We start from the raw sequence: 20,042 nt of genomic DNA, 5'->3' as shown, positions 1-20,042 counted from the left end.
CCATTGATGGTCTGCCCCTGTCCGGGCGCAGGCCCGGAACAGGAGAGAAGTGGCTGCCAAACCACGCGTACACGAGATCGCAAGCGAACTCGGTGTCGACAGCAAGATCGCCCTTGAGAAGCTCAAGGAGATGGGCGAGTACGTCAAGGGACCCTCGTCGTCCATCGAACCCCCCGTCGCACGTCGCCTGAAGGCGGCGCTCGAGGCCGCAGGTGCGGCCGCTTCCGCAGCTCCTGCCGCCTCGGCACCTGCGAAGCCGGCAGCGGCGACCGCCGCGAAGCCCGGTGCCAAGCCCGGCCCGAAGCCGGCCCCGAAGGCCCCGGAAGCCCCCGAGGCTCCCGCTCCCGTCGAGGCCGCAGAGGCCCCCGTCGTCGAGGCGCCGCTCACGGTCGCCGAGCGTCAGGCGCAGGCCGAAGAGCGTGCAGCCCAGGCTGCAGCCGAGAAGTCGACGGATGCCCCGGCAGCCGCTTCGGCCGCGGGTGACGGCGACGCCGTCAAGCCCGGCGGCGCCCCGAAGCCCGGTGCAGCCGCAGCGCCGCGCCCCGGAGCTCCTCGCCCCGCAGGCGGCGGCACGCCCCGCCCCGGCAACAACCCCTTCTCGAGCTCGCAGGGCATGGGCTCGCGCCCCGCACAGCCGCGCCCGGGCAACAACCCGTTCTCGAGCGCGCAGGGCATGGGCCAGCGCCCGAGCCCCGGCAACATCCCGCGCCCGCAGGCACCGCGACCCGGTTCGCCGCGTCCCGGCGCTCCGCGTCCGGCCGGTGCAGGCGGTCGTCCCGGCGGCGGCTTCCAGCGCCCCGGCGGTGCAGGCGGCGGCGCGGGCGCTCGTCCCGGCGGTGCCGGCGGCGGCTTCCAGCGCCCCGGCGGCGCACCCGGCGGCGGCTTCGGCGGCCCGCGTCCCGCGGGCGGCGGCGGTCGTGGTCGCGGCCCCGGCGGCGGCACCGCAGGTGCCTTCGGTCGTGGCGGCGGCAAGAGCAAGTCGCGCAAGTCGAAGCGGACGAAGCGGGCAGAATTCGAGATGCGGGAGGCCCCGTCGCTCGGCGGCGTGAGCGTTCCCCGCGGCGATGGCAATACCGTCGTCCGCCTGCGTCGCGGTTCGTCGATCTCCGACTTCGCCGACAAGATCGACGCGAACCCCGGTTCGCTCGTCACCGTGCTGTTCCACCTCGGTGAGATGGCCACGGCGACCGAGTCGCTCGACGAGGCGACCTTCCAGGTGCTCGGCGAAGAGCTCGGCTACAAGATCCAGGTCGTCTCGCCCGAAGACGAAGACCGCGAGCTCCTCGAGGGCTTCGCCATCGACCTCGACCAGGAGCTCGAGGACGAGACCGACGAAGACCTCCAGCAGCGGCCTCCGGTCGTCACCGTCATGGGTCACGTCGATCACGGTAAGACCCGACTCCTCGACGCGATCCGCAACGCGAACGTCGTCGCCGGCGAGGCCGGCGGCATCACCCAGCACATCGGTGCGTATCAGGTGCACGCCGAGCACGAGGGCATCGACCGCGCGATCACCTTCATCGACACCCCGGGTCACGAGGCGTTCACCGCCATGCGTGCACGTGGTGCGCAGGTGACCGACATCGCGATCCTCGTGGTGGCGGCCGACGACGGCATCATGCCGCAGACGATCGAGGCGCTGAACCACGCGCAGTCGGCGAACGTGCCGATCGTGGTCGCGGTGAACAAGATCGACAAGCCCGACGCCAACCCGGCCAAGGTGCGCCAGCAGCTCACCGAGTTCGGCCTCGTCGCCGAGGAGTACGGCGGAGACGTCATGTTCGTCGACGTCTCGGCTCGCGAGAACATCGGCATCCAGGACCTGCTCGACGCAGTGCTCCTGACCGCCGACGCCGGGCTCGACCTGCGCGCGAACCCGAACAAGGACGCCCGCGGTGTCGCCATCGAGGCGAAGCTCGACAAGGGCCGTGGTGCGGTTGCGACCGTGCTCATCCAGTCCGGAACACTGCGCGTCGGCGACGCGATCGTCGCGGGTACGGCCTACGGCCGCGTTCGTGCGATGGTCGACGAGAACGGTGACGCCGTGGCCGAGGCCACCCCGTCGCGTCCCGTGCAGGTGCAGGGCCTCTCGAGCGTCCCGCGCGCCGGCGACACCTTCCTCGTCACCGAGGAGGACCGCACCGCGCGTCAGATCGCCGAGAAGCGCGAGGCTGCCGAGCGCAACGCCCAGCTGGCCAAGGCGCGCAAGCGCATCTCGCTGGAAGACTTCACCCGTGCGCTCGAAGAGGGCAAGGTCGAGTCGCTCAACCTCATCATCAAGGGTGACGTGTCGGGTGCCGTCGAGGCACTCGAGGAGTCGCTCATGAAGATCGAGGTCGACGACAGCGTGCAGCTGCGCATCCTCCACCGCGGTGTCGGTGCCATCACCGAGAGCGACGTGAACCTCGCGACGATCGACAACGCGATCATCGTGGGCTTCAACGTGCGCCCCGACACGAAGGCGCGCGAGCGCGCCGCTCGCGAGGGCGTCGACATCCGCTTCTACTCGGTGATCTACAACGCCATCGACGAGATCGAGGACTCCCTCAAGGGCATGCTCAAGCCCGAGTACGAAGAGGTCCAGTCGGGCGTCGCCGAGATCCGCGAGGTGTTCCGCTCCTCGAAGTTCGGCAACATCGCCGGTGTCATCGTGCGGTCGGGAACGATCACGCGAAACGCCAAGGCTCGGGTCATCCGCGATGGCGTCGTCGTGGGCGACAGCCTCGCGATCGAGTCGCTGCGCCGCTTCAAGGACGACGTCACCGAGGTCCGCACGGACTTCGAGGCGGGCATCGGCCTCGGCAAGTTCAACGACATCCAGGTCGGCGACGAGATCGAGACCATCGAGATGCGGGAGAAGCCTCGGGCGTAATTCGTGGGAAGGGGTTCCCGTTCTTCACTCCGGTGAAGAACGGGGACCCCTACCCCGATTCACCGGAGTGAAGTAACAGGTACCCCGAGGGCGCAACGCCCCTGGGGAGAAGAGGGGCTGAGGGACATGGCGGATCCGGCACGGGCCAGGAAGATGGCCGATCGCATCAAGGAGATCGTGGCCAAGCGGCTCGACAAGGGCCTGCGCGACCCGCGACTCGGGTTCGTCACGATCACCGACGTCCGCGTCACGGGCGACCTGCAGCACGCGAGCATCTTCTACACGGTGTACGGCACCGACGAAGAGCGCGAGGACTCGGCCAAGGCGCTCAAGGCGGCGACCGGGATGCTCCGCAGCGAGGTCGGCCGCAACATCACGGCCCGCCTCACCCCGTCGCTCGAGTTCATCGCCGACGCGATCCCCGAGAACGCCGAGCACATCAGCGCCCTCCTCCGCGAGGCGCAGACGCGCGACGCCGAGACCGCGTCGCTCGCCGCGACGGCCGAGTACGCCGGCGAGGCCGACCCGTACGTCAAGCCCCGCGAGTTCGACGAAGACGGAGAAGAGATCTTCGGCGGCGACGACAGCGTCGACGAGGCGGATGCCGCGCGCTGATCTCTGCTCGGCTGGCGGACGTCAGCCCTCGGGCAGGCGATAGCCCTCGTCGTCGCAGACGGCGAGACCATCGGCGACGAGCGTCGAGAGCGCTCGCTCGAGCTGGGCGGCATCGGCCCAGACGGGCTCGAGCTCCGTTCGCCCCACGGGGCGGTGGGCCGCTCTCAGCTCGCGCATGACGAGTCCGCGCACCTGGCGGTCGGAGCCCTCGAAGCGCGCCTGCGCGGCCTTCCGCGGGCCGGCGTAGGCGGGGTAGCCGGCGGCGCGCCAGGCGCAGGAGCCGGCGATCGGGCAGGAGTCGCACTCGGGCGCCCGCGCGGTGCAGACGGTCGCGCCGAGCTCCATGGCTCCGGCGTTGAACCGGCGGGCTGCATCGTCGTCGCGGGGGAGCAGCTCGGACATCGCCGCGAGATCCCGCGCCGTCGACGCCGGGCCGGGCTCCGCCTGGCCCGTGATCGAGCGGGCGATGACACGTCGCGTGTTCGTGTCGACGACCGGCACTCGCAGACCGAACGCGAACGCGGCGATCGCTCGCGCCGTGTACGGCCCGATGCCCTGCAGCGCGAGGAGCGCATCGAGGTCGGCGGGCACCTCGCCGCCGTGCCGCTCGACGATCTCGACCGCAGCGCGGTGCAGCCACAGCGCCCGGCGCGGGTAGCCCAGTCGATCCCACGCGCGAACCGCTTCCGACGGCGGCTCCGCCGCGAGGGCGGCCGGCGTCGGCCACCGCTCGATCCAGGCCTCCCACCGCGGCACGACGCGGGCGACCTGCGTCTGCTGCAGCATGAACTCGCTCACGAGCACGGCCCACGGCGAGACGTCGGCGGCGCGCCACGGCAGCGGCCGCGCGGCATCCGCGAACCAGTCGCCGACCGCCGGCGCGATCGCTTCGGGGCTCGTCGTTCGTGGCATCCGTCCAGCCTACGGCGAGGCGGATGCCGCGGAGCTAGGCTCATCGCATGAGGCTCGTCACCACGCCCCGGGTCACCTTCCTGCGTTCGATCGCCGACGAGGTGCTGCAACATCACGGCCGCGGGCGCATGATCGTCGCGATCGACGGACCGATGCAGAGCGGCAAGACCGAGCTCGCCGACGACCTCGCTGCCGTGCTCGAGGAGCGCGACCACGCAGTGTTCCGCGCGAGCATGGAGGGCTTCCACCGTTCGCGGGAGGCGCAGGCGGTGTTCGGCGCAGACACGCCCGACCGGTACTACCGGTACGGCTTCGACGAGTCGGCACTGCGCCGCGTGCTCGTCGAACCGTTCCGCCTCGGCGGCTCGACCGCGTTCGTCACCCGAGTCTGGGACCCGACGCGCGACGCCTGGGTCGAGCCGAAGTGGATCACCGGACCGGAGGACGCCATCCTCGTGCTCGACGGGCGCTTCGTGCTGCGACCGCGGCTCGCAGACCTCTGGGACGCGCGCATCGCCCTCGACGGCGAGCCGGCCGACCCCGCTGATGAGATCGCCTATGCCGAGAGCGACCCGCGGCTCGCGGCATCCGTCGTCATCGACAACAGCGACCCCGAGCATCCCCGCCGCCGCTTCTTCGACAGCTGCTGACCGCGCGGTTCCGGGTACCCGGAGGCCGGATTGTCCCCCGTTCGGGTGGAAGTTTGTACCCCGATCCTAGAAAAGGGTGACAGGTCCCCGTTTCGGGGGACATAATGGGGGACACAGCCAAGCCCCCCGGCGACGCGAACCCGAATCACCACCCGAACCACCCGACGAAGTCGACGAGCGCACCGCGCCCGTCGGCACTGCTGTGCGCCCTGAGCGCCGCCGTCACCCTCGGATTCGACGACCCTGCCGGGCCGACCGATGGAGACACCCCGAATGAGCAAGCCCGGCGCCGCTCTGGCGCACGCCGACGGCGATGCCCGCACTCGTGTGCGATGGTCGTCACGCCGCCCGTTCCGCCGCATCGCGGCGATCCTGACCTCACTCGCGCTCGGCGCGGGACTCGCCGTCGTGGGCGTCGCCGCCCCCGCGAGCGCGCACACCGGCGACCTCAAGGCCGCTGCCGTCTGCAACACCGAGACCGGCAAGTACGACGTGACGTACACGCTGAAGCTCTCGAATGCGAAGGGCAAGACCGGCGCCACGGAATGGCGCGTAGGCACCACCAACTTCGAGCGAACGCCGACGAACTCGGACGGCATGGACCGCGGCCCGGTCGAATCGAAGGGCAACGAGACGATCACCCTCGGCACCGTCGAGCTGGCGGGCACGGCGAAGACCGGTCCTTGGGTGTATGCCTACACGACGTGGAACGATGGCTTCGGACTCGGCTCCGATGGTCGCGTCGAAGGGCTGAACGGCACCTGCGGTGACGAGTTGCCTGACAAGGTCTGCGACCCGCTCGACACGGGCCACCTCAAAGCTGGTAACAAGACGAGCCTCGAGATCACCGCGCCCGATGGCAAGCTGATCGCCGAGGTGTGCGTCAAGGCCGGTTCGGTCAACAATGGCAACGGCCCCGAGTACACGACGGTGACCCCGCCCTCGAAGACGTACACGATCTCGCACTCGAGTGGCAAGGAGATCAGCCACTACTCGGTGCGCTACGTCGAGGTGCCGAAGACTGTTCCGGTGCCCGCGCAGCCTGAGAAGCAGGACTTCTGCGGCACCGTGAACGACCGCATCGTGGCGCCGGCCGACACTGTCGACGTCGAGTGGGAGATCGGCGAGATCGTCGAGGGCACGGCGGAAGCCGTTGCCACGACGACCGGCGGCAAGAAGTTCGCCGACGGCACCACCTCGAAGGTCTTCGCGTTCACGTTCACGGATGAGCCGTGCGTCATCACAGTGGAGGCCGTGCCCTCGGTGACCGATACCTGCGGGCCCGACAACGAGGCCGTCACGCTTCCCGCCAATACCGACAAGGTCGTGTGGACGTCCGCCAAGGCCGGCAGCGTCGTGACGGTGACGGCGACGGCGCAGAAGGGCTTCATCTTCGCCGAGGGCCTCGTCAAGACGTGGACCTTCGACGTCAGCGACTTCCCCTGCATCATCGAGATCGTCGACGAGCCGACGTTCGAAGACACCTGCGGTCCTGACAACGAGGTGCTCGAGGTTCCCGAGAACACCGACGCGATCACGTGGACGTCGCAGGAGGTCGACGGAGTCATCACGGTGACCGCGACGGCGACCCCCGGCAACACCTTCCCGGGAAGCACCACCAAGACCTGGACCTTCACGGTCGATGACGAGCCGTGCGTGATCGAGACCGACGAGAAGCCCACGTTCGAAGACAAGTGCGGTCCTGACAACGAGGTGCTCGAGATCCCCGAGAGCACTGACGCGATCACGTGGACGTCGGAAGAGGTCGACGGGGTCATCACCGTGACGGCGACGGCCAAGAAGGGCAGCACGTTCCCGACCGGAGCAACGAAGACGTGGACCTTCAAGGTCGACGACGGCCCCTGCCTCATCGAACTCGTCGGCGCGCCGACGTTCGAAGACTGGTGCGGCCCTGAGAACGAGAAGCTCGTGGTTCCTCAGAGCACCGACACCACGCTCTGGACTTCCGAGCGAGCGAACGGGGTCATCACCGTGACCGCATCGGCGAAGCCCGGCTACGCATTCGCCAAGGGGCCCTTCACCTGGAAGTACGCGTACTCCGACGCGAAGTGCATCGAACCGTCGCTCACGGGCTCGGTCGCGACCGGCGTCTGCGAGGCCGACTCACCGTGGATCTTCTTCGACGTGGAGCTGACGGACCCCGACGAGCAGTCGACCGGCAACACCGCCTCCCTCGTCATGTCGGACGGCACCAACACCGAGACGATCGAGCTCGGTGAGCTGAAGGACGGCAGCCTGACGGGCAAGGTCCTGTGGCCCGGCGCCTCGGTCGACGAGAACGGCACGGCCAACGGCTGGCCCGGTTGGGCGCTCGTCGGTGACAAGTGGATCGAGGTCGACGACAACTTCGCCTGGACTCGTGGTGACATCACGGCGACGCTCGAAGTGAACCCCGAGTTGGACGTCGCGATCTCGTACCCGCCGGCCACGCCGAACTGCGCCACCGGCCCGAAGTCCACGCCTCCGGGTGGTGGTGCAGGCACCACGCCCACCGCGTCCGACGGCACCGGGCTCGCCAGCACCGGCTTCGCCGGCACGACGATCGCGATCATCGCGGGCATCATCGTGGTCGCCGGCGTCGCGTTCCTCGTGGTGGCTCGCATCCGCCGCAAGCGCGCATAGCGTTCGCAGCAGCACAACACGCGGAGGGGTCCGGTTCGCCGGCCCCCTCCGTCGCTGTCACCCCAGTTCGGGGGTGAATCGTCGCCTTGTGGGTGAAACGGCAGGCGTGTCCCCGTTTCGGACGACATACTTGACGACATTGCCCCGCCCCCGGCTGTGCGAACCCGATCTCACCACCCGAAACACCCGACATCAATCGACGAGCGCCTCGGCGCCCGTCGATATCGCTGTGCGCCCCGAGCACCGCCGTCACCTCGGATTCGACGACCCCGCCGGGCCGACCGATGGAGACAACCCGAATGAGCAAGCCCCGCTTCGCTCTGGCGCCCGCAACTGACAGCGGCGCCGGAACATCCAGGCGATCGTCATCGCCGACACCGCTCAACCGCGTCGCCGCGGCGCTCACCGCCCTCGTGCTCGGTACCGGCCTCGCTCTCGTCGGCATCGCCGCGCCCGCGTCGGCGAGCGGCGACGGCAACGACGGGAAGGTCTGCGCCGACCTCGACACCGGGCACAATTTCGACGCCGACGGAGCATCGTTCACGATCGAAGCACCCGAGGGCAAGCTCATCGCCGAGGTCTGCGTCAAGGCGGGCTCCGACAACCAGGGCGACGGCCCCGTCTCCACCAAGTACGACCCGCCTGTCGCGTCCGTCACCATCTCCCACCCGTCGGGCAAGGACATCAGCCACTACTCGGTGCGCTACATCGACGCGCCCGAGGTCGTGACGATCTCTGTGAAGCCGACGTCGATCGACCCCTGCGGAACGCAGAACGACTCGTACACGCTGCCGAGCGACACCACGGCGATCATCTGGTCGATGACGGGTTCGGTCCAAACCGGCACGGTGACCCTCACAGCGACGACGAAGCCCGGTTTCGTCTTCGAGGCGGGCATCCAGAAGGAGTGGACCTTCACGTTCACGAACGTCGAGTGCGAAGACGAGCCCGAACTGGTCGTCATCGAGATCGAGCCGACGTCGACCAACCTGTGCGGCACCGTGGATGACGGATTCACGGCTCCGACCGACACGACTCGCATCGACTGGATCGTCGAAGGCACGGTCGCGTCGGGCAAGGTCGTCGTGAGCGCGGTCGCCGCAACCGGCTACAAGTTCGCCGATGGCGCGAAGACCTCGTGGACGTTCGAATTCACCGACGAGGCGTGTGAGACGGAGCCCGAGGAGCCGACCCTCGCGGGCTCGTTCGCAACCGGCACCTGCGTGGCCGACTCCCCGTGGATCACGTTCGATGTGAAGCTGGACGACCCCGACAAGCAGTCGACCGGCAACACCGCCTCGCTCGTCATGACCGACGGCACGAACACGCACACGGTCGAGCTCGGTGAGCTCAAGGCCGACGGCACGCTGAAGGGCGAGAAGCTGTGGCCCGGCGCCTCGGTCGACGAGAACGGCACGGCCAACGGTTGGCCGGGCTGGGCGCTCGTGGGCGACAAGTGGATCGAGACCGACGGCAACTTCGCGTGGACCCGCGGTGCCATCACGGCCAAGCTCGTCGTGAACCCCGAGGTTCCGGTGACGATCTCCTACCCTGAGGCCACCCCGTCGTGCGCCACCGGCCCGACGACCACACCGGGCGGCGGTGAGGGCGGTGCCCCGGCCTCGTCGGACGGCACCGGGCTCGCCAGCACCGGCTTCGCGGGTACGACGATCGCGATCGTCGCGGGCATCATCGTGATCGCCGGTGTCGCGTTCCTCGTGGTGGCTCGCATCCGTCGCCAGCGCGCCTAGCGTTCGCAGCAGCACAGCACGCGGAGGGGGTCCGGTTCGCCGGGCCCCCTCCGTCGTCGCTCGCAGGTGGCAGGAACGAGACATCCGCTCGACTGCGCGAGCGCGCGAGGTCTCTCAGGCCGGAACAGTGGCGAGCACGCGCTCGAGCGGCAGGGAGGCGCCGCGCGCCTCGACCTCGTGCACGAGCGCGGTGAGCGCCCGGTTCACGGGCGCGTCGAGGCCGATGGCGGCGGCCTCGCGCACGACCGCGCCGTTCAGGAAGTCGATCTCGGTCGGCTGCCCGCGCCGCAGGCTCTGCTGCGTCGACCCGAGGTTCGGCACGCTGCCCATGCGCCGGCGCATCGACCACGGCAGCACCTGCCCGAGCGCGAGCGGCAGCCGCGCGAAGAGCCGCAGACGCCGATCGCCGAGTCCTTGCAGGGCGCCGAAGCGCACGTCCTGGGCGATGGCGATGCGCACGGTCTCCCGCATCGAGGCGGTGACGACGCGGCGCAGGCGCCGATCGTCGACGACGTCCTGCACGCTGCGGCCGACGATCGCGGGCACGGCGTTCAGCATGTTGACGACGAGCTTGGTCCACTGCGCCCCGCGGAACCCCGGGATCGCGACGACGGGCACCGCTTCGGAGAGCACGGCGGCGATGCGCGTGCACTCGGCGTCGGCGGGGCCGTCGCCGCGGCCGAGGTAGCTCGTCGCGGGGGTCGTCACGCGCACGGCGCCCGGCTCGGTGTAGTTGGCGGCGATGATCGAGAGCAGCCCCATGCACGAGGCGCGGGGGAGCAGCCGCGCGGCGGTCGCCACGCCGTCGAGCCCGTTCTGCACGACGACGACGGGCACGTCGCCGATGAGTCCGGCGTTGTCGGCTATGGCGGATGCCGCGTCCTGCGCCTTCGTGCAGACGAGCACGAGCTCGGGCGCGACGGTGAGCCGCTCGCCGGCAGCGACGCGGGCGTGCAACTCGCCGTAGGCGCCGCTCAAGGCGATGCCCGTCTCGCGGATCGCGGCGAGGCCTGCGCCGCGCGCCGTCACCTCGACGGCGTGCCCGGCCTTCGAGAGCAGTGCCGCGAACGTGCCGCCGAGCGCGCCAGCGCCGATGATGCCGATCTTCACCGCTCCAGCGTATGCGTGCGGGTCGGGCTCGCGGCACGGGCAGGCCGTGCTCGACTGTTAGCCTGTACGGCGTGAACAGCGGCATCCTCCTCGTCGACAAGCCGCAGGGAATCACGAGCCACGACGTGGTCTCGCGCATGCGCCGGCTGGCCGGCACGCGCAAGATCGGCCACGCCGGCACCCTCGACCCGATGGCCACGGGCCTCCTCGTCCTCGGCGTGAACGGCGCGACCCGCCTCCTGCACTACCTCGTCGGTCTCGACAAGGAGTACCTCGCCACGATCCGCCTCGGCTGGGACACGACGACCGACGATGCGGAGGGCGAGGCCCTCGACGCCGCACCGGCCGAGGTCGTCGCTGCGATCACCGAGGCTGCAGTGCTGGCCGCGATCATGCCCCTCACCGGAGAGATCGAGCAGGTGCCGAGCGCCGTCAGCGCCATCAAGGTCGCGGGCAAGCGCGCGTACCAGCGGGTGCGCGACGGCGAGACCGTCGAGCTCGCCTCGCGCCGGGTCACGGTTTCGGCGTTCGAGACCCTCGCGTTCCGCGCCGGCGACGGATGGCTCGACGTCGACGTCCGCGTCGAGTGCTCGTCGGGCACCTACATCCGCGCCCTCGCGAGAGACCTCGGCGCCGCACTCGGCTCGGGGGGCCACCTCACGGCGCTCCGCCGCACCCGCATCGGGCGCTTCGGCGTCGACGAGGCCGGCGAGCTCGAGGGCTTCGACGTCGCGAGCGCCATCATGAGCCCAGCGGATGCCGCGCGGCGCGCGCTGCCCACCGTGACGCTCACTGCGCAGCAGGCCGTCGACCTCGGCCACGGCAAGCGCGTCGACGTCGGGGCGGTGGCCGGCCTCGAGGCATCCGGCGCCCCGTTGCCCGCCGTGCTCGCAGCGGTCGACCCGCACGACCACCTGGTCGCCATCGTCGAACCGCGCGGCACGCAGCTGAAGGTCGTCACCGGATTCCCGCCCGCCGAGTCGCAAGGACCAGCCGAGTCGCAAGGCGGCGAAGCATGATCGAGTGGTTCACGTGGGTGCAGCTGGCCGTCGCCGTGGTGGCCGGTCTCCTCTGCATCGGTATGGGGCTCGCCGGCCGGGTGCCGAGCGACCTCACGATCGGCGCGCTCGCCCTCGTCGAGGTGCTCCTCATCGTGCAGGTGGTCGTCGCGTTCATCGCGCCGGCGCTCGGCAACGAACCGACGGGCAGCGTGCTCGAGTTCGGCACCTACCTCGTCGGCGCGCTCATCCTGCCGCCGGCAGCGGCGTTCTGGGCGCTCATCGAACGCAACCGCTGGTCGACCGTCATCCTCGGCGTCGCGGCGCTCTCGGTGGGCGTGATGGTCTACCGCATGCTCCAGATCTGGAACGTGCAGCAGGCGTGAGCGCGGGTCTGAGAGAATCGATCGACATGAGTGACGTGCGAAGTGCCCAGCCCGAGGCACGACAGGGCCGACGGATGAGCGGCATCGGGCGAGTGCTCGTCGCCGTCTACGGGGTGCTCGCGCTCGCGGCGATCGGCCGATCGTTCGTGCAGATCGCCTCCAAGTTCGACGAGGCGCCGCTCGCGTACACGCTCTCGGCACTCGCCGCGGTCGTATACGTCGTCGCGACCATCGCACTCGTGCGTCCCGGCATCGTCTGGTACCGCGTGGCATGGGCGACGATCCTGTTCGAGTTCACCGGCGTCATCGTGATCGGCACGCTGAGCATCGTCTATCCGTCGCTCTTCCCCCATGACACCGTGTGGTCGTGGTTCGGCCGCGGCTACCTGTTCATCCCGCTCGTGCTGCCAGTACTCGGCATGTGGTGGCTCGCCCGCCATCGCCCGACCTCGAGAGCGGATGCCTCGTGAAGACCTTCAAGGGACTCGGCGCTGTGCCCGCGGGTATCGGCCCGTCGGTCGTGACGATCGGCAAGTTCGACGGCGTGCACCAGGGCCACCGTGCCGTCATCGCCCGAGCCCGCGGCATCGCCGACGAACGCGGGCTCGCGACGATCGTCGTGACGTTCGACCGCAACCCACTCGCACTGCTGGCGCCCGAGAAGTGCCCCGACTCGCTCGTGAGCGTGCGCCAGAAGCTCGAGCTGCTCGCCACGACCGGCGTCGACGCCACGCTGCTGCTGCCGTTCGACCGGGCGCTCGCCTCGGTGCCCGCGACCGAGTTCGTCGAGCGCGTGCTGGTCGACGCGCTCGATGCGAAGGCCGTGCTCGTCGGCGCCGACTTCCGCTACGGCGCCCGCGGCGCCGGCGACGTGCCGCTGCTCATCGAGCTCGGTGCGAAGTTCGGGTTCACCGTCGAGGTCGTCGACGATGTTCGGCCCGAAGGGGAGCGGCGCGTCTCGTCGACCTGGATCCGCGAACTGCTCGCCGAGGGTGACGTGCGAGCGGCCACCGAGATGCTCGGCCACACGCCGACGGTGTCGGGCATCGTCGTTCACGGTGCGGCCCGCGGGCGAGAGCTCGGCTTCCCGACGGCGAACCTGTCGCCCGAGTCCGAGGGGCTCATCCCCGCCGACGGCGTGTACGCCGGGTGGCTGACCGATGCCGGCACCCGGTATCCGGCGGCGATCTCGGTCGGCGACAACCCGACGTTCGAGGGCGTCGCGAAGAAGCAGGTCGAGGCCTACGTGCTCGACCGCGAGCTCGACCTCTACGACCACGTGGTCGACGTCGAGTTCGTCGAGCGCATCCGCGGCATGGTCGCGTTCACGAGCATCGAGGCGCTGGTCGAGACCATGCGCGACGATGTCGAGCGCTCGCGCGTCATCCTCGCCGGCTGAGTGCGAGGCGGCCCGCCCCTAGACTCGAGGAAATGAGCCCGCCCTCACCCAGACCGCTCTGGGCGGGGCGAACCCTCGCCCTCGCGGGCATCGTGCTCGTGGCGTTCAACCTCCGCACGGCCGTGGCCTCGCTCTCGCCGATCCTCGGGCATCTCGAGGCCGAGATGCCGCTCACGCCGGCGGTCGTCGGATTCCTCGGCATGCTGCCGCCGCTGTGCTACGCCGTCTTCGGCGTCATGACCCCGGCGGTCGCGAAGCGCCTCGGGCTCGAGCCGACCCTCGTCGTGGCGCTCCTCGCGCTGTCGGCCGGACTCGTGGGGCGAGGCCTCGCCGGCTCCGCGTTCTGGCTGGTCGCGGCGTCCGCGGTGACCTTCGCGGCGATCGGCGTCGGCAATGTGCTGCTCCCGCCGCTCGTGAAGCGCTACTTCCCCGACCGCATCGGCCTCGTCACGACGATCTACGTGACCGCCATGTCGTTCAGCACCTTCGCGCCGCCGCTCATCGCGGTGCCGGTCGCAGAGACGGCCGGATGGCGGGTCTCGCTCGGAGAGTGGGCGCTGATCGCGGCGATCTCGCTCGTGCCGTGGATCGCGATGCTCGTGCATCCGAGAGCCGCACCGGCCGAGGCGCTGCCCGAGCAGGCCGACCCCGGCCTGCTCCGACACGCACTGCGATCACCTCTCGCGTGGTCGCTCATGATCGTGTTCGCCGTCTCAGGCTTCAACGCCTACGCCGCCTTCGCGTGGTTGCCGGCCATCCTGCACGACGTCGCCGGCGTCGCGCCCGCAGAGGCGGGTGCGCTGCTCGGACTCTACGCCGCGATGGGCCTGCCCGCGGGGCTGATCGTGCCGCTCATCGCCTCGCGTTTCGGCAAGGTCAGGCTGCTCGTCGCGATCGCCGTCGCGGTGCTCGCGACGGGATACCTCGGCCTGCTGCTCGTGCCGGGCTCGGCGACGTCCCTCTGGGTGGCGCTCATCGGCACCGGGCAACTGTTGTTCCCCCTCACGCTCGTGCTCATCAACCTGCGCACGCGAACGCACGCCGGCTCCGTCGCGCTGTCGGGATTCGTGCAATCGGGCGGCTATCTCATCGTCGCCATCGGGCCGCTCGTCGTCGGGCTCCTGCACGAGTGGACGGATGGATGGACCCTGCCGATCCTCGTCCTGCTCGCCTCCGCGGTGCCCGCGGCGATCGCCGGTCGCGTCGTCGCCCGCCCGCGCTACCTCGAAGACGATCGGGCGCCGTGAACCGGGTCTCCTCGACTGCACCATTGCCGCGCAGGGCGCGCGGTCGTAGTATCCGGGTGCCATGGACACCTTCCTGCAACTCGCCGAGGTCGCTGCAGCGCCGAAGGCGCCGAACCTCTGGGGCGCGCTCGGCTGCGCGCTGGCCTACAGTGGAGCGCTCTTCGCGACGATCGACTCGTTCGCCGACCTCCTGCTCGCCGAGGGCGACGGCCCCGGCGGCCGGCTCTCCCCGGCGCTGAAGCTGAAGACGGGGTCGAAGCTCGCTGCCGCCGCCATCACGGTCGTCTCGGCGGGCATCGTGCTCGGGCTCGATGCGAACTGGTTCGCGCTCGGTGCCCTCTCGATCGCGTTCCTCGTGATCGTGGGCATCAGTGCGCTCGTGCTCGTGCGTCATCGCGGCAGCACGACTGCCGCCATCGGAGCAGCGACCGCGGTGCGCGTGCAGGATCAGCCGCCGCTGCTCGGCGGCTGAGGGCCTGTCGGTCGAGCCCGTTGCGGCGAGTTGCACGACACGGTGCCCGCTCGAGCGCGCGCGGCATCCGCTCATTTGCTCATATGAGCACCATCGCCTGCGAGTGTTGCTGATGCGCACCCACGTGCCTACGCTGGAGGGGAACGGGGAGGCGCATGGACGAGATCGACGAACTGCTCTCGATCAGGGCTGCTGAGCTCTACTACGAAGAGAACAAGACCCAAGACGAGATCGGGCAGGCGCTGCGCCTCACCCGGTGGAAGGTCGGGCGCCTGCTCGCGCAGGCCAAGCAGCGCGGATTCATCCGCATCGAGATCCTGCACCCGCGGGCGAGGCGCCTGCCGATCGAGCGGCGCCTGCGCGACGAGCGCGGCCTCGCCGACGCGATCGTCGTCTCGACCGCCGGCGTGTCATCGCCCGAAGAACTGCAGGCGCGCACCGCCCAGGCGGCGGCCGACTACCTCACGGCACTCCGACCGGTGCCGCGCACGCTCGGCGTCAGCTGGGGGCGCACCCTCTTCGAGATCTCGCAGCACCTCCGCCAGGGCTGGGCGACCGGCGTCAACGTCGTGCAGATCAACGGCGGCGTGAGCCTCAACCGCCGGCCCGGCACCGCTGCGGCGACGGCCGTCGCGATCGCGCAGAAGGGCGGGGGCAGCGCGACGCTGCTGCCGAGCCCCGCGATCCTCGAGCGGCTCGAGACGAAGGAGGCGATCGAGTCCGACCGCGTCGTCGCGGGCGTCATCGAGCTCGCCCGTTCCGCCGATGCCTACCTGTTCAGCGCCGGCGCGGCCGACCACTCCTCGGTGCATGTCGAGAGCGGGTACCTCTCGGCGCCCGACGTCGACCTGCTCGTGCAGAAGGGCGCCGTCGGCGACGTCGTCGGCCGCTACATCGACTCCGACGGCAACATCGTCGACCCCGCGCTCGATGCGCGCACGGTCGGGCTCACGCTCGACGAACTGCGCAAGGCGCAACTCGCCATCGCCGTCATCTCGGGGCCGGGCAAGCACGCCGTCGCCGACGCGGTCGTGCGCAGCAGGCTCTGCTCGGTGCTCGTCACCGACGAGGCCACCGCCCTCCATCTCCTCGACGGCTGACCGCCGCCTCGCACCACTCACGAAAGCCAGGTCTTCCTCATGTCAGGCACTTCCCTCGTCACCGCCCGCGAGCGGGCCATCGCCGTGCTCGGCGGTGAGCCCGACGACGCGACCCTGCGGCGCTACCTGCACGGCATCGCCGGTGTCGACGCCGTCGGCCTCGAGCAGCGCGCTGCGGGGCTCGGCACCCGGTCGATCAAGACGAGCTCCAAGAAATGGGCGCTCGACCGCATCATCGAGCTCATCGACCTCACGACCCTCGAGGGCGCCGACACTCCCGGCAAGGTGCGTTCCCTCGTCGCGAAGGCCGTCAACCCCGACCCGTCCGACGCCTCGACGCCGCGCGTCGCTGCGGTCTGCGTCTACGGCGACATGGTGCCCTATGCGGTTGAGGCCCTCGGCGCGGCGCACGGCGACCCCGACGACGGCCTGATCTCGGTCGCCGCGGTCGCGACGGCGTTTCCGAGCGGCCGGGCCTCGCTCGACATCAAGCTCGCCGACACGGCCGAGGCCGTCGCGGCGGGCGCCGACGAGATCGACATGGTCATCGACCGCGGCGCGTTCCTCGCCGGTCGCTACGGCCTCGTGTTCGACCAGATCGCAGCCGTGAAGGCGGCCTGCGCCCGGCCCGACGGCTCGAGCGCGAGCCTCAAGGTGATCCTCGAGACCGGTGAGCTCGTGACCTACGACAACGTGCGCCGCGCGTCGTGGCTCTCGATCCTCGCGGGCGGCGACTTCATCAAGACCTCGACCGGCAAGGTCGCCCCCGCGGCGACGCTGCCGGTCACCCTCCTCATGCTCGAGGTCGTTCGCGACTGGCACCTCGCGACGGGCCAGCGCATCGGTGTGAAGCCCGCCGGCGGCATCCGCTCGTCGAAGGACGCCATCAAATACCTGGTGACGGTCGCCGAGACCGTCGGCGAAGACTGGCTGCAGCCGCACCTCTTCCGCTTCGGCGCCTCGAGCCTCCTGAACGACGTGCTGCTGCAGCGGCAGAAGATCGCGACCGGGCACTACTCCGGCGCCGACTACGTGACGATCGACTGAGACGGAACTCATGAGCTTCCTCGACTACGCACCAGCCCCCGAGTCGCGCGCGATCCTCTCGCTCCGCGACAGCTACGGTCTCTTCATCGACGGCGAGTTCGTCGACGGCCGCGGCGAACCCTTCCAGACCATCAGCCCGGCGACCGAAGAGCGCATCGCGATGATCGCGAACGCGAACGCCGCCGATGTCGACGCCGCAGTGGCAGCCGCCCGCCGCGCCTACGACCGCACGTGGTCGAAGATGAGCGGGCGCGACCGCGGCAAGTACCTCTTCCGCATCGCCCGCCTCGTGCAGGAGCGCGCCCGTGAACTCGCCGTCGCCGAGTCGCTCGACAACGGCAAGCCGATCAAGGAGTCGCGCGACGTCGACGTGCCCCTCGTCGCGGCGTGGTTCTTCTACTACGCAGGCTGGGCCGACAAGCTCGATCACGCCGGTCTCGGCGCGAACCCCCGCTCGCTCGGCGTCGCCGCGCAGGTGATCCCGTGGAACTTCCCGCTGCTCATGCTCGCGTGGAAGATCGCTCCGGCGCTCGCCGCCGGCAACACCGTCGTGCTGAAGCCCGCAGAGACGACACCGCTCACGGCGCTCATCTTCGCCGAGATCCTGCAGCAGGCCGAGCTGCCCGCCGGCGTCGTGAACATCATCACCGGTGCGGGCGACACCGGCGCCGCGCTCGTCGCGCACGAGGGCGTCGACAAGGTCGCGTTCACGGGCTCGACCGGCGTCGGCCGGGCGATCGCGAAGCAGGTCGCGGGCACCGACAAGAAAGTCACGCTCGAGCTCGGCGGCAAGGCCGCGAACATCGTCTTCGACGACGCGCCGATCGACCAGGCCATCGAGGGCATCGTCAACGGCATCTTCTTCAACCAGGGGCACGTCTGCTGCGCCGGTTCGCGGCTGCTCGTGCAGGAGAACATCCACGACGAGGTCGTCGAGCGACTGAAGCTGCGCCTCTCGACGCTGCGCCTCGGCGACCCGCTCGACAAGAACACCGACATCGGCGCGATCAACTCGAAGGAGCAGCTCGAGCGCATCCGCACCCTCTCCGACATCGGCGAGGCCGAGGGCGCCGAGCGGTGGACCGCACCGTGCGACATCCCCGAGAACGGCTTCTGGTTCGCACCCACGATCTTCACGGGGGTGCAGACCTCGAGCCGCATCGCTCGCGACGAGATCTTCGGCCCGGTGCTGTCGGTGCTGACCTTCCGCACCCCGGCCGAGGCCATCGCGAAGGCGAACAACACGCCCTACGGCCTCTCGGCCGGAATCTGGACCGACAAGGGCAGCCGCATCCTGGCGGTCGCCGATCAGCTGCGCGCCGGCGTCATCTGGGCGAACACGTTCAACCGCTTCGACCCCGCGTCACCGTTCGGCGGCTACAAGGAATCGGGTTACGGCCGCGAGGGCGGCCGCCACGGCCTCGGCGCGTACCTCGCACCCGCCCCGATCGGCCAGTCGTCGACGAGCCGCGCGGCGATCACCGGTCGGGCATCCGCCGCGGCCGTCGAAGCGGATGCCTCGGCGCCCGCGAAGCGGTCTCGGGCCGCGAAGCCCGCCCGAACGCTCAAGAACGCGACGAAGGGATCGAAGCGATGAGCCGCCTCGCCGTGCCGAAGACGTACAAGCTCTACATCGGCGGAGCCTTCCCGCGAAGCGAATCGGGCCGCACCTACGAAGTGCTCGCCGCCGACGGCTCGTTCCTCGCGAACGCCGCGCTGGCCTCCCGAAAAGACGCGCGCGATGCGGTCGTCGCCGCCCGAGCCGCCGTCTCGGGCTGGTCGGGCGCCACCGCGTACAACCGAGGTCAGGTGCTCTACCGCATCGCCGAGCTCCTCGAGGGGCGCCGGGCGCAGTTCGTCGCCGAGATCGAGGAGGCCGAAGGGGCCACGCGCGCCGCGGCATCCGCTCAGGTCGACGAGGCGATCGACCGCTGGGTCTGGTACGCGGGCTGGGCCGACAAGTTCGCCCAGGTCGCCGGCAACGCGAACCCCGTGGCGGGCCCGTACTTCAACATCTCCGTGCCCGAGCCCACTGGCGTCGTGGCGGTCGTCGTGCCGCAGGACTCCTCGCTCCTCGGGTTCGTCTCCGCGGTCGCGCCGGCGCTCGTGGCGGGCAACGCCGTCGTCGCGGTCGCGAGCGAGCGCTTCCCGCTGTCGGCGATCACCCTCTCCGAGGTGCTCGCGACGAGCGACGTGCCGAAGGGCGTCGTCAACGTGCTCACCGGTTCGCCGGCCGAGATCGCGCCGTGGCTCGCGAGCCACGCCGACGTCAACGCACTCGACCTCGTCGGCGCGGGCGAGCTCGATTGGATCTCGCTCGAGATCGACGCGGCCGACACGCTGAAGCGCGTGCTGCGACCCGAGTCGGGGGCGGATGCCGCGGCCCCCGCGCTCGGCCGCATCGCCGCGTTCACCGAGACCAAGACGGTCTGGCACACGAAGAGCCTGCGATAGGAGCACGATGTCCGGACGCAATGGCGCGTCAGACGAACGAGGCCGGCTCGCGACCGACCCCTTCGAGTACCGCATCACGAAGCAGGGCGGCGTGCTCGTCTTGCGTGGCGGCCGAGCGGTGATGACCGTCGGCGGTGGCAACGCCGCCCGGCTCGTCGCCGCGCTGCAGCGCGCCGACGAGACGCATGCGCAGCACCTGCTCGCGCGGGCGAGCGGTAACTATCGACGGGGCAACGAGCGGGCGTGACTGCGCCCTCGGCGGGCGCCGGAGCCGACCACGTCGACATGGCGTACCCTCGGGAGCAGGCCGCCGCAGGCGACCGGTGATTCGACGGCGACCAGTTCATCGCGGATTCCTTCGAGCGAATCCGTCGAGTGCTGCGCAC

At 70.3% G+C, this 20,042-nt stretch carries 18 protein-coding genes; 16 read left to right on the top strand and 2 right to left on the bottom strand.

Features of this window, described 5'->3' with window-relative positions; genetic code table 11:
* Window positions 1–49: 49 nt before the first annotated feature.
* Window positions 50–2,872 (top strand): translation initiation factor IF-2, encoded by a 2,823-nt coding sequence (infB, locus tag VPH61_RS11115; protein WP_332063558.1) that lies wholly within the window; start codon window positions 50–52, stop codon window positions 2,870–2,872.
* A 126-nt stretch (window positions 2,873–2,998) separates the two neighbouring features.
* Window positions 2,999–3,487, top strand: coding sequence for a 30S ribosome-binding factor RbfA (gene rbfA / locus VPH61_RS11110; protein WP_332063557.1), 489 nt, complete (start codon window positions 2,999–3,001; stop codon window positions 3,485–3,487).
* Between the two features lie 21 nt (window positions 3,488–3,508).
* Here rbfA and VPH61_RS11105 read toward each other — a convergent pair whose 3' ends face one another.
* A complete protein-coding gene (locus tag VPH61_RS11105) occupies window positions 3,509–4,399 on the bottom strand; it encodes an A/G-specific adenine glycosylase (RefSeq protein ID WP_332063556.1) in 891 nt (296 codons plus the stop codon).
* 47 nt (window positions 4,400–4,446) lie between these two features.
* Here VPH61_RS11105 and VPH61_RS11100 point away from each other — a divergent pair, with 47 nt between their 5' ends.
* From VPH61_RS11100 to VPH61_RS11090, 3 genes are all read left to right on the top strand, one after another.
* Window positions 4,447–5,049 carry a hypothetical protein gene (locus tag VPH61_RS11100; RefSeq protein ID WP_332063555.1) on the top strand — a complete coding sequence of 201 codons (603 nt, stop codon included), beginning with the start codon at window positions 4,447–4,449 and terminating at the stop codon, window positions 5,047–5,049.
* A gap of 273 nt (window positions 5,050–5,322) precedes the next feature.
* Window positions 5,323–7,692, top strand: coding sequence for a hypothetical protein (locus tag VPH61_RS11095; protein ID WP_332063554.1), 2,370 nt, complete (start codon window positions 5,323–5,325; stop codon window positions 7,690–7,692).
* Between the two features lie 299 nt (window positions 7,693–7,991).
* Window positions 7,992–9,443, top strand: a complete 1,452-nt coding sequence (locus VPH61_RS11090; protein ID WP_332063553.1) for a hypothetical protein — start codon at window positions 7,992–7,994, stop codon at window positions 9,441–9,443.
* Window positions 9,444–9,557: 114 nt separating this feature from the next.
* Here VPH61_RS11090 and VPH61_RS11085 read toward each other — a convergent pair whose 3' ends face one another.
* On the bottom strand, window positions 9,558–10,553 hold the full coding sequence (locus VPH61_RS11085; RefSeq protein ID WP_332063552.1) for a ketopantoate reductase family protein: 996 nt from the start codon (window positions 10,551–10,553) through the stop codon (window positions 9,558–9,560).
* A gap of 71 nt (window positions 10,554–10,624) precedes the next feature.
* Here VPH61_RS11085 and truB point away from each other — a divergent pair, with 71 nt between their 5' ends.
* The 11 genes from truB to VPH61_RS11030 all read left to right on the top strand — a co-directional run bounded on the left by truB (window position 10,625) and on the right by VPH61_RS11030 (window position 19,903).
* Window positions 10,625–11,572, top strand: coding sequence for a tRNA pseudouridine(55) synthase TruB (truB, locus tag VPH61_RS11080; protein ID WP_332063551.1), 948 nt, complete (start codon window positions 10,625–10,627; stop codon window positions 11,570–11,572).
* Entirely contained in the window at window positions 11,569–11,937 is a 369-nt protein-coding gene (locus VPH61_RS11075; RefSeq protein WP_332063550.1) for a hypothetical protein, read from the top strand. Before truB ends, VPH61_RS11075 begins: the two co-directional genes overlap by 4 nt.
* Before the next feature lie 26 nt (window positions 11,938–11,963).
* Entirely contained in the window at window positions 11,964–12,407 is a 444-nt protein-coding gene (locus tag VPH61_RS11070; protein WP_332063549.1) for a hypothetical protein, read from the top strand.
* Window positions 12,404–13,336, top strand: a complete 933-nt coding sequence (locus VPH61_RS11065; RefSeq protein WP_332063548.1) for a bifunctional riboflavin kinase/FAD synthetase — start codon at window positions 12,404–12,406, stop codon at window positions 13,334–13,336. Before VPH61_RS11070 ends, VPH61_RS11065 begins: the two co-directional genes overlap by 4 nt.
* Before the next feature lie 32 nt (window positions 13,337–13,368).
* Window positions 13,369–14,583, top strand: a complete 1,215-nt coding sequence (locus tag VPH61_RS11060) for an MFS transporter (RefSeq protein WP_332063547.1) — start codon at window positions 13,369–13,371, stop codon at window positions 14,581–14,583.
* Window positions 14,584–14,644: 61 nt separating this feature from the next.
* Entirely contained in the window at window positions 14,645–15,055 is a 411-nt protein-coding gene (locus tag VPH61_RS11055; RefSeq protein ID WP_332063546.1) for a hypothetical protein, read from the top strand.
* 155 nt (window positions 15,056–15,210) lie between these two features.
* Window positions 15,211–16,155, top strand: a complete 945-nt coding sequence (locus tag VPH61_RS11050) for a sugar-binding transcriptional regulator (protein ID WP_332063545.1) — start codon at window positions 15,211–15,213, stop codon at window positions 16,153–16,155.
* A gap of 39 nt (window positions 16,156–16,194) precedes the next feature.
* The gene (gene deoC / locus VPH61_RS11045) at window positions 16,195–17,202 is read left to right on the top strand and encodes a deoxyribose-phosphate aldolase (RefSeq protein ID WP_332063544.1); all 1,008 of its coding nucleotides are present in this window, start codon (window positions 16,195–16,197) and stop codon (window positions 17,200–17,202) included.
* Window positions 17,203–17,212: 10 nt separating this feature from the next.
* Window positions 17,213–18,799, top strand: a complete 1,587-nt coding sequence (locus VPH61_RS11040) for an aldehyde dehydrogenase family protein (RefSeq protein WP_332063543.1) — start codon at window positions 17,213–17,215, stop codon at window positions 18,797–18,799.
* The gene (locus VPH61_RS11035; RefSeq protein ID WP_332063542.1) at window positions 18,796–19,656 is read left to right on the top strand and encodes an aldehyde dehydrogenase family protein; all 861 of its coding nucleotides are present in this window, start codon (window positions 18,796–18,798) and stop codon (window positions 19,654–19,656) included. Before VPH61_RS11040 ends, VPH61_RS11035 begins: the two co-directional genes overlap by 4 nt.
* Window positions 19,657–19,663: 7 nt before the next feature.
* Window positions 19,664–19,903: a hypothetical protein gene (locus tag VPH61_RS11030; RefSeq protein ID WP_332063541.1), complete on the top strand. Its 240-nt coding sequence runs from the start codon at window positions 19,664–19,666 to the stop codon at window positions 19,901–19,903.
* Window positions 19,904–20,042 lie beyond the last annotated feature (139 nt).

This window comes from Agromyces sp. CCNWLW203 (genome assembly GCF_036576125.1).
In the GTDB taxonomy this organism is placed as follows: Bacteria; Actinomycetota; Actinomycetes; order Actinomycetales; family Microbacteriaceae; genus Agromyces.
Note: the sequence above shows the minus strand (reverse complement) of the source record. Positions and strands in the feature narration are given on the sequence as shown.